Here is a 10,511-nt window from a genome sequence, read left to right as displayed (position 1 = left end):
TCCTCAGAAGCAGAAATTTTTATCCTCAATTTCTTGCAATCCTCGCTACGGACGCATAAGTCCGACAGGCTGCTTGCACTTCCTGAACACTATGGGCCGAAGAATGATCGGTTCGCAGTGCGCTGGATATACCTTTCAGGTTCCCACGCCGATGTATGGGAACCGGAGTTTTGCCAAGGCCTTTTCAAGCCGGAGAGGTTAAGAGTCATAGAGATGACAATATAGCCAGAGTGGTTATTACGCCTATAGCAGAAGTCACTGCGGCTTTACGCGCTGATGAAGTGGGAACAACTGTCGTATTTATACTTGATGGAGTGGGGAGTGATATTGTATTTGATGAATTGGAGAGTGATGTTGTGCTTGATGAGTTGGTGGTCACAACTGTGCTTATATTCGATGCATCGAGGAACGCATTACTACCCGCAATGAAACCAGAGAATGTATTGACTTTCTGGCAGACTTCCGTGGCAAAGTAGAACTGACCCAAGAGGTTGACCAGTCCGGTGCAGGCAGTGGCTGGGGAATCATTTATGGCGGTCCAGATATTCACGGTTGTTTGAGTGGGAATTGGCCAGACATCAGGTGAACTCATGACTTTTTCGCACAATCTTTGTTTAGTCATGTCATCCAGCGTTATGTGGGCTGCTATCAAACTGAACCGTTCCAGCGGCTGCCACCAGGGTCTGATTGCCCGCAGGTGGTTACAAACCAGGTTCAGAGCAACTTGTCCACTGATGGTTAAAGCGGTCTGTGTTGTTTTGATCTGATTGCCAATCAGGTAAAAAAGAGGAAATCTTGTTTCGTTTTCTGTGGTTCCTACAAAAACGAATCCGCCTTTGCGAACAGGGTCGAGATTTGTAATACCATGATTGGAAATGTCTACCGTGTTTTTGAAGACATCCATGCTGGCTTTGGGACCCAGTCTGAACTCTCCCGCCTCCGCCATATCGCCCTGGAATGTATTCCCAATAACAGCTAACAGACCTGACCTGTTCCTGATGGCAGGAAGATTAATGAGTATTCCCTGGTCAGGAATAACATCAGCAATCAGACGACTTTGAAGCGTAGTATACTTTTTACCAATGATCGTGTTGTTGGCGAACTCCAAACCCGGACCTCGGTGCCAATAAAAGACCGATAAATTCAGAGGTTCCTTGCAGTCAAGGTTAACTGCGGCCCGGCTGGGAATATGAAATACGTTCTCTTCTAAAATCAGTCGCCGGTTGTAGCATTCTGCGTAAATAATGGACTCAACTGATGGAAAGTTATTCTCTCGAGTTGGACTGAAAGTAACGTGTCGTATATTACTGCTTCTTCTTTCTCCAAACCGGAAGTTATCGGGAGCTCCAACCCTGACCATGTACCTGACCATATATCCTGGCCGATCCCTGATAATAATTTCATAACCTTCATCAGCAGCTCCTATGATGTCCTGGCCGTCTTTCAAACGAATCTCGTCGTCGATAAAGTACTCGACCGTGGTTTTCACTGGCACAGGGCTTGCGGATGAAGAAGGCATCACTGTCGTGCTGTTTGACTGAACTACCGGATTAGAGGTCGTATTCGTATTGACGGAAGCGCCAGCAGGGAAAGAGATGTTAGCAGGAGTAGGAGCATAGACAGAGGCAGAGGCTGAGACAGAGGAAGTGACAAGGCTAGGGACGGTTTCCGAGGAGAGCAGGATGACGGTGTTCTCAGGAATCCGTTCTACCAACTTGTTTAGATTCTCTGTCGGATTGGCTTTTAGAATAATGCACTGTCGATTGTAAATAAGATCGCTATAAAGGCTTATTTGCCTGTCAACCCCCATTGACTGGGGTGAAAGATGTTCGCACAATTCTGTAGAGAGGGGGGGCTGAGTAGAGGGGCTTACGCTTGTAGATTGAGCCTGTAAGCTCAGAGCCTGTAGGAGGAGTATAGGAGTGATTAAACGGGCTAAATAACATTGCAGTTTGATCATGTTCAGAACTCCCGGTCAGGCCCCTAGATAGGAAGCCTAGTCGCTGCATTTCTACTTATCCATTAATACGAATAAGATGTTGCGAGGAAACAGGTGGACTATGCCGTCTCCTTCTCTCCATTATTTTGAGTCACCTCATGAAATAACCAAGTCGCCTACCCGAAAAATCCAGTGGATTGCCTGTCGGCAACCACTGATTAAGAGGGTTAAGTGCTTTTTCCCAGAATTCCGGTTCTGACTCCTGAGCCACTCATAGAGCCCGTTCCTTAGCTAACTGGTTATAAATTCAACAACACAGCCAGGGAGGCCATGACACCCAGAGCAGTGCTTATGGTCGTTGCATCTACAGATGATACAGTGGAGATCCTGTCGGAGCTGGACTTCGTAACAATAATGGTCACTGTCGGGCAGATACTAATGACTGTCGGGCAGTGGTGTGTAAAGTCAAAGAAGAACGTACCTACAAAGTTGGTCATTCCACTCAAAGGGGCTGCTGTGGAATTGTTGATGGCCGACCAGGTATTCACAATATGACAGTATGTGGGTGGACTGATTGATGCGCTAATTACGGTTGGACTCACGCATTTTTCGCACTCACCTGCCAAAGGCAGTGGATTAAGGGCTGTGACGTTTTTTAGTTGAGCGTGTTGCCATGGATTGACTGCCTGCAGGAAGTTACAAGCCAGAGCCAGTGCGATCAGTGCCTCAATACTTATAGCGGTGTCTGTTACGCGGATCTGATTGCCTGCCAGATTAAAGCGAGGAGGTTTTGCACCAGTATCTGTAATGCCAGTAAGAATAAAACCACCTTTTTGAGTTTGTTGACCACGAAGATCAAGATGTGTCCCGCCTGAGTTGTCAATGTCGATCGTGTTTCTGAAAATATCGATACTGGTTCCGGCTCCAAGACTAATCTTACCCACATCTGCCATCCTGCCTTGGAATCTGTTATCAACAATAGCGATTTTCTGTGACTGATTATAGATGGCAGGAAGAATAATATTTATCCCATACAAGGAGGTAATGTTGTGTGGTCCTGCGCTGAAAGTTTCACCTATTATCATGTTATCCGCAAACTGCAGGCCAGGGCCTGTGCGCTCGTCATCAGCAGATGCATCCAGAGATTTTCTGCAATCAAGTTCAACTCCGTACCAGTCAGGAAGATAGAATAGGTTGTTGGCCACAATCAGTCTGTGGTTATAGCAATATGCGAGAATAATACTTTTAATGGGTCTGTGGCCATCAGGTTCAGATGGCTGAAAAGTGATGTGTTTTATATGATTGTCTCTCGTTTCTCCAAAATGGAAGTCGCTTCTGTTTCCATGTCTGATCATGAACTGCTCTTTAAAACCTGTGGAAAGTGTGGTCACGATTTCAAAACCCTTATCAGCAGCCCCAATAATGTCCTGACCAGCCTTTAAGATTATTTCACTGTCAATGAAGTAACTAACCGGGGTTTTACCTGTCACAGGGTTAACGGATGGGGAAGGTGGCACTCCTTGGGGAGTGCTGGAAGAGAGTAGTATCACGGTGTTTTCAGGAATCTGACTGATCAATCTGGCAGTATCTACTGTGGGGTCTGCATTAAGAACAATGCACTGTCGTCCGCGAACAAGGCGACTATACTCGTCTAGCCGTTGGCGAACCCCCATCGTTTGTTCTGAAAGAGACTCGCACGATACCGTCGGATAGGGTGTTGAAGCTGTCGGGGATGTTGTTGAAGGTTGAAACGTCTGAGCCTCTGTAGAGAGAGCCTGTAACAGAAATACAGGGGCGATTAACCTAGCCAGATAACGTTGCAGCTTGAGCATTTTCAGGATTCCCTGGAATAGTCTATTGGAATCCTGGACGCTGCATTCAAAATTAGCCATAAGCCTGTGCTACCGTCTCAGTTCACATAATCTCAGGTTATAGATTCAACAATACAGTCAGAGTGGCCATGAAACCCAGAGCAGTTGTCATGACTGATGCAGTGGTGATCTCGTCAGTATTATTAAGCACTCTGCTATGATGGGTAGCAGTCGGCGCAGGAAGTGTCGGGCAGACTGCTGCGTCAAAGATGATCGGACCGTCGAAGTTTTCCAGTCCACTCAAAGGCGTCGCTGTGGAATGAGTGATGGCAGTCCAGGTATTCACAATCTGGTGGCAGGGTGTCATGGGAGTGGTAGCATTTGAGCCTGGGAGTTTTTTGCATTCATCTGCCATTGATAATGGATCAATGGCTTTCAGACTGTAGTAACTATTAATTTGATTCCAGAGATTAACGGCCCGAAACTGATTACATGCCAGTGTCACCGCAAGATGTCTATTGATGTTTATAGCGGTTGAAGTCAGTTGGATGTGGTTGCCAGCAAAATTAAAGAGAGGAGGTTCTGCACTGGTATTTCTGAGACCCAAAAGAGCAAAGGCCCCTCTTCGAAACTGTCGATTTAAATGAACTTCAGAACGAGTCCTGCCTGTATTGTTAATGTCGATAGTGTTTCTGAAGAGATCTGCATTACTTCCGGCTCCAATCGTAAACTCAGCCACTTCAGAGACTTTGCCCCTGAATGTGTTCTCAACAATAGCGATCTGTTTTGACTGTCTCTCGATGTTAGGAACACTAACAAATAATGCTTCCGTGGGAATCACGTCGTTGTTTAATGCCCTCAAGGTTTCACCTACGAAGGTGTTATGGGCTAAATGAATGCTTGGGCCCGGGCGCAAATTATTGGCAGATGCATCCAGGGCCTCTCGGCAAGAAAAGTAAACCGCAGCCCAGGTTGGAAGGTGGAATACGTTGTTTTCTATAATCAGTCTCCGGTTATAACATTGTGCGTAAATAGCAGAGTAAGTTGCATTGCGGGCATTTGCCTGAGTTGGCCGGAAAGTAACGTGTTTTATGTGATTGTCTCTTGCTTTTCCAAACTGGAAGTCATCACTGACTCCAACCCCGATCATATATCTCTCAGTAAAACCAGGATGCAGAGCGATGACGATTTCAAAACCATCATCAGCAGCCCCGATAATGTCCTGACCTTCCTTTAAAAAAATATTATCGCTAATCAGGTAACCTACAGAGGTTTTACCCGTTACAGGCGTCACAGTTGGAGAAGTGGTTCTGGAGGACAGCAGGATAACGGTATTTTCTGGTATCCGTTTTATCGACTCACTCAAATCATCAGCGGGCTTGGCGCTGAGAACAACGCACTGCCGTCCACGAACAAGCTCATTATACTGTTGTAGTCGTTGCATGACCCCCATCGATTCTCCGGAAAGAGAACCGCACGATACTGTTGGAAGAGGCGTCAAAGTAGCAGGTGCGCTGGTCGAGGTCTGAGCCTGCAGAACCAGCGCCTGAAACAGGAATAAAGGAGCTATCAACCGGATCAAATTACGATGAGGCTTCGGCATATTCAGAACTTCCGGGAAAGCCTGAGAAGAAATCCTAGTCCACGTATCTGTAGCTATCCATTAATATCGTGAATATATTTCAAGAAAATCAGACGTTCACAGGCCGGGAGCATGGGAACCAGAGTGTTATGACAGCCTCTTTAAAACGTGAGAAATGGGTTCAGGTTATTGAATGAATAACAGGCTCAGTGTGGTCATGATACCCAAAGCGGTCGTCGCGGAGGTTCTTCCCGCTGACGAACTGGTAATATCATCAGTGACGTTTTGACACTCAAACAAAATGAGAATTTCATCAGTGTCGTTTTGACCCGCTGGTGTCGAGCTAATAACAGCAGGGGGTGAAGTGACTGTCGGGCAGATTGATGGGTCAAAGTAGAACTGACCCTCAAGGTTAGTCAGTCCGCTGATAGCAGTAACCGAAGAGTCATTGATGGCCGTCCAGATATTGACAATCTGGCAAAGTGTTGGTGGAAGGGTTGTCATGCCAACGTTTGAACTCAGGGCGTTATTGCACTCACCGGCCAGTGGTAATGGATTCATGGCTTTCAGGCTGTATTTTTTTTGCTTTTGTCGCCACGGACTGACTGCCTGCAGATGGTTGCAAGCCAGAGTTAGCTCAATCTGTGCCTCGACACTTATAGCGGTATCTGATACTTCGATCTGATTGCCCACCAGATTAAATTGAGGAGGTTCTGCATTGGTATCTGTATGACCAATCAAACCGAACCCTCCTGTTCGTTGAACTTCTCCTCTAATAATTTCCCGAGATGTCTTGCCAGTATTGTTGATGACGACAGTGTTTCTGAAGATGTCCATATGGCCTCCGGGTCCAAGAATAAATTCACCCGCCTCTGCCATCTTTCCCTGGAATGTGTTCTCGATAACAGCGAGTTCCGCTGTCTGGTTTTTGATGTTTGGAAGTTGAATAAATATCCCTCTTAAGGGTATGTAGGTGACTTTAGACTCGCGGATGGTTTCCCCCGTGACCGTGTTATTGACGAACTTCAGGCCAGGGCCACTGCGCAGACCACTCGCCGATGCATCCAGAGATCTATAGCAATCAATTCTCACTCCGATCCAGTTTGGAAGATGAAATACGTTGTTTTCTATAATCAGTCTCCGGCTATAGCATTTCCCAAAAAAAATAGAATGAATAGGGTTGTAACCCTTAGGTTCAATTGGCCAGAAAGTAAGGTGGCCTATATAGCTGTCTTTTATTTCACCAAACTGAAAAGTGCTTCTTTTTCCAACCACGATCATATATTGATCCAGGAAATTTTCGCCAGGCGAAATGACGATTTCAAAACCGTCATCAGCAGCCCCAAAAATATCCTGACCGTCTTTCAAAACTATTTCACTATCAATAAAGTAGTTAATCAGGATTTTACCTGTCGCAGAGGTAACAGAGGAAGAAGGCGTCACTGTAGGGGTCGTCATGGAAGGGGTCGTCCTGGAAGGGGGCGTCCTGGAAGAAAGTAGTATCACGGTGTTTTCCGGAACCCGTTCGATCAATTGAGCTAAATCCTCTGTCGGATCGGCATGGAGAACAATGCATTGTCGTCCACGGACAAGTTCGCTGTATTGGTTTAGCCGTTTCTGAACCCCTGTCGTATTTCCTGCAAGAGTCTTGCATGGCACTGTTGCAGCGGGTGATGTAGAAAAAGGGGCGACAAATTGAGTTGTGTTCTGAGCCTGAAGGCCAGTGGGCTGTGAAAGAAGTAGAAGAGCGAACAACTGGGCCAAATGACGCATCAAAATAATCATTTACAGGACTCCCGGGAATATGTCGACTGGCATCCTGGCATTTATACGTATCCATTGAGGACGTGAAAATATTTCAGGAAAATCACATGTTCACACGCCGGGATCATGGGAACCAAAGCGTTGCAACAGCTTCTTTAAACGGGAGAAACTCTGGTTATTGAATCAATAATAAGTTCAGTGTGGTCATGATACCCAAAGCGGTCGTCGTGGCGGTTGTACCCGTAATAACAACAGAGTGTGAAGGGGCTGCCTGGCAGATGGCCGGGTCAAAGTAGAGCTGACCCTCGAGGTTGGTCAGTCCTTTTAAGGCAGTAGCCGGGGAGGCATCAATGGCCGTCCAGGAATTCACAATCTGACAGAGTGCAGATGGATGGCTGGTTGTGCCAACGCTTGAACTCAGGGATTTTTTGCACTGGTCTGCCAGAGATAATGGATCAACGGCTTTAAGGCTGTATCGATGTTTTTCCTGTCGCCAGGGTTTGACTGCCTGCAGGTAGTTGCAGGCCAGGGCCAGTTTCATTTGTCCATCGATATTGATGGCTGTATTTCTTACACGGATTTGATTGCCAGCCAGGTTGAAGAGAGGAGGTTCGGCATTTGAATCGGTAATACCCTTGAAAGCGAAACCATTTTTTTGCATACGATGTCCCATTTGCACTTCATGAGCGTTTGTGCCTCTATTATCGACGTCGATTCTGTTTCTGAAAATATTGATGCTGCTTCCTGGCCCAAGAGTGAACTTTCCCACTTCTGATATCTTGTCCTGAAATATGTTGTCAATAATAGCGAGCTTCTGTGACTGATGCTTGATGTCAGGATGATGAATAGTAACCGCTTCCGTTGGAATAAGTTCTCTGCCTCCCTGGCTATAGCTTTTGCCTTTTACTGTGTTGTGGGCAAACAGCAGGCCCGGCCCGGTGCGCATATCATTGGCCGACGCATCCAGAGATTGACTGCAATCAAGTCTGACTCCACTGTCTTTCGGAAGATGAAAGACGTTGTTTTCTATAATCAGTCTCCGGTTATAGCATTTCCCGAAAACAGTAGAGTGAATGGGTCTGAGGCCCTTAGGCCCTGTTGGCCGAAAAGTTATGTGTCTTATATTGTTGTCTTTTGTTTCTCCAAACCGAAAGTTACTGGTGTCTCCAACTCTTACCATAAATTGATCTGTATAACTTCCGTCAGGCATGATGACGACTTCGAAACCGTTGTCTGCTGCCCCGATAATATCCTGACCGTCTTTCAAAATTATCTCACTGCCAATCAGGTAATTAACAGGGGTTTTACCCACCACCGGGGTAACGGAAAAAGAAGGTTTCATGGTGGTGGTCGTCCCGGAGGAGAGCAGTATCACGGTGTTATCACCAAGCCGATTGATCAATTGAGCCAGATCCCCTTTCGGGTCGGCACTAAGAATAATACATTGTCGTCCGCGTACCAGTTCACTGTATTGGTTTAGCCGTCGCTGAACCCCTGAAGTCTGACTGGTAAGGTTGTCGCACAATACCGTCGTTGGCGGCAGGGTTGTCTGAGCCGGCCTTGTGTATTGAGTCGTGTTCTGAGTCGTGTTCTGAGCTTCCGGACTCAGAACCTGTAACAGGTATAGAGGAGCGATTAATTGAGCTAAATGATGATGCAACTTAATCATTTTCAGGACTCCCATGAAAATGCTGACCTGAATCCTAGCCTATGAACTTATACCTATCTATTAAGGATGTTAAAACATGTCCGGAATATCGCTGGCTGCTGTTTTTGAGGCAGCTTCTTTATAGCGCAGAGGCGAGTTCAGGTTACAGATTCAACAACAGGGCCAATGTGGTCATAATTCCCAAAGCGGTCATAGTGACGGTTGTGCCCTTAATAGCAGCAGAGATTCTGGTTGAAGTGCTTGTCTGGCAACTGGCTGAGTTAAAGTAGAACTGCCCCTCGAGGTTGGTCAGACCACTGATAGTACCCGCAGGAGAACCATTGGTAGGCGTCCAGGTATTGACAATCTTACAGAATGCAGATTGTGGTTTAGTGGCTCTTTGGTGAAATCTCAGGGGCTTTTTGCAATCGCCTGCCAGAGGGAATGGATCAATGGCGATCAGGCTGTATTTATGTTGTTCTTGTCGCCAGGGTTTGACTGCCTGCAGGTGATTGCAGGCCAAAGCCAGTTTAAGTTCTCCATCGATATTAATGGCTGTATTTTTTACGCTGATCCGATTGCCTGCCACATTGAAGAGAGGGGGGTCGGCATCGGAATCGGCATCGGCATCGGCATATTCATCGGTAAGACCCGCGAGAGCGAAGCCATGTTTATGTGCACTGTGTCCCATGATCCATTCGTGATAGGTTGTGCCACTATTATCGACGTCGATAATGTTTCTGAAGATATTCATGCGGCTTCCGGACCCAAGAGTGAAATGTCCCACTTCTGATATCTTGCCTTGGAATACGTTGTCAATAACAGTGAGCTTCTCTGACTGATGCTTGATCCCGGGATAAGAAACAGCTAATGCTTCCAATGGAATAAAGTCTAAGTTGCTTATCAGGCTGTAGCTTTCGCCTTTAAATGCGTTATTGGCAAACAGCAGGCCCGGTCCGGTGCGTAAATTATTGGCCGATGCATCCAGGGTTCCTCTGCATTCAAGTCTGACTCCGATCGATTCTGTAAGATGGAATACGTTGTTTTCCATAATCAGTCTCCGGTTATGGCATTCTCCATAAACAATAGAGTTAACGCGTTTAAGTGTATGGCCTTCAGGGCTATTGTCACGGAAAGTTATGTGTCTTATGTTGCTGTCTTTTGTTTCTGCAAACTTAAAGTCGACGTAGTCTCCAACTCTGAGCATATATCGATTTGAATAACTTTTATCGGGCATGATGACGACCTCGAAACCATCATCAGCAGCCCCAATAATATCCTGACCGTTCTTTAAAAGTATTTCACTGCCAACAAAGTAATTTACGGGGGTTTTACCTGCCACCGTAGCAACGGAAGGAGAAGGCGTCATGGTAGTGGTTGTGCTGGAGGAGAGCAGTATCACGGTGTCGTCTGGAAGCCCGTTGATCAATTGAGCTAAATCCTTTGTCGGATCGGCACTGAGAACAACACATTGTCGCCCGCGAACCAGTTCGCTGTATTGGCTCAGCCGTTGCCGGACCCCTGAGGGCTGCCCGATAAGGCTGTCGCATAATACTTTTGTCGGGTAGGTTGTACCAGAAGGCGTTGTGGGTTTAACTGCGTTCTGAGCTCCCAGACTCAGAACCTGTAACAGGAATAGCGGAGCGATTAGCTGAGCTAAATGATAATGCAACTTAATCACTTTCAGGACTCACATGAAAATGTCAACCTGAATCCTAGCAGCCTGTCGGACTTAAGGCTGTCCTACTGCGGTTGCAATAAATTGGT

At 46.5% G+C, this 10,511-nt stretch carries 6 protein-coding genes; all 6 read right to left on the bottom strand.

Annotated elements, in window-relative coordinates:
* Positions 1–205 precede the first annotated feature (205 nt).
* Positions 206–1,960, bottom strand: a complete 1,755-nt coding sequence (locus tag KDK17_RS06815) for a hypothetical protein (protein WP_257287678.1) — start codon at positions 1,958–1,960, stop codon at positions 206–208.
* Between the two features lie 278 nt (positions 1,961–2,238).
* Positions 2,239–3,771 (bottom strand): hypothetical protein, encoded by a 1,533-nt coding sequence (locus tag KDK17_RS06810; RefSeq protein ID WP_257282008.1) that lies wholly within the window; start codon positions 3,769–3,771, stop codon positions 2,239–2,241.
* Between the two features lie 97 nt (positions 3,772–3,868).
* A complete protein-coding gene (locus KDK17_RS06805; RefSeq protein WP_257287677.1) occupies positions 3,869–5,353 on the bottom strand; it encodes a hypothetical protein in 1,485 nt (494 codons plus the stop codon).
* 165 nt (positions 5,354–5,518) lie between these two features.
* Positions 5,519–7,117: a hypothetical protein gene (locus tag KDK17_RS06800; protein WP_257287676.1), complete on the bottom strand. Its 1,599-nt coding sequence runs from the start codon at positions 7,115–7,117 to the stop codon at positions 5,519–5,521.
* Between the two features lie 154 nt (positions 7,118–7,271).
* Complete coding sequence (locus KDK17_RS06795) at positions 7,272–8,765, bottom strand: hypothetical protein (protein WP_257287675.1); 1,494 nt, start codon at positions 8,763–8,765, stop codon at positions 7,272–7,274.
* Positions 8,766–8,907: 142 nt separating this feature from the next.
* On the bottom strand, positions 8,908–10,425 hold the full coding sequence (locus tag KDK17_RS06790; RefSeq protein WP_257274616.1) for a hypothetical protein: 1,518 nt from the start codon (positions 10,423–10,425) through the stop codon (positions 8,908–8,910).
* Positions 10,426–10,511: the final 86 nt, after the last annotated feature.

This window comes from Endozoicomonas sp. SESOKO2 (genome assembly GCF_024606245.1).
In the GTDB taxonomy this organism is placed as follows: Bacteria; Pseudomonadota; Gammaproteobacteria; order Pseudomonadales; family Endozoicomonadaceae; genus Endozoicomonas_A.
Note: the sequence above shows the minus strand (reverse complement) of the source record. Positions and strands in the feature narration are given on the sequence as shown.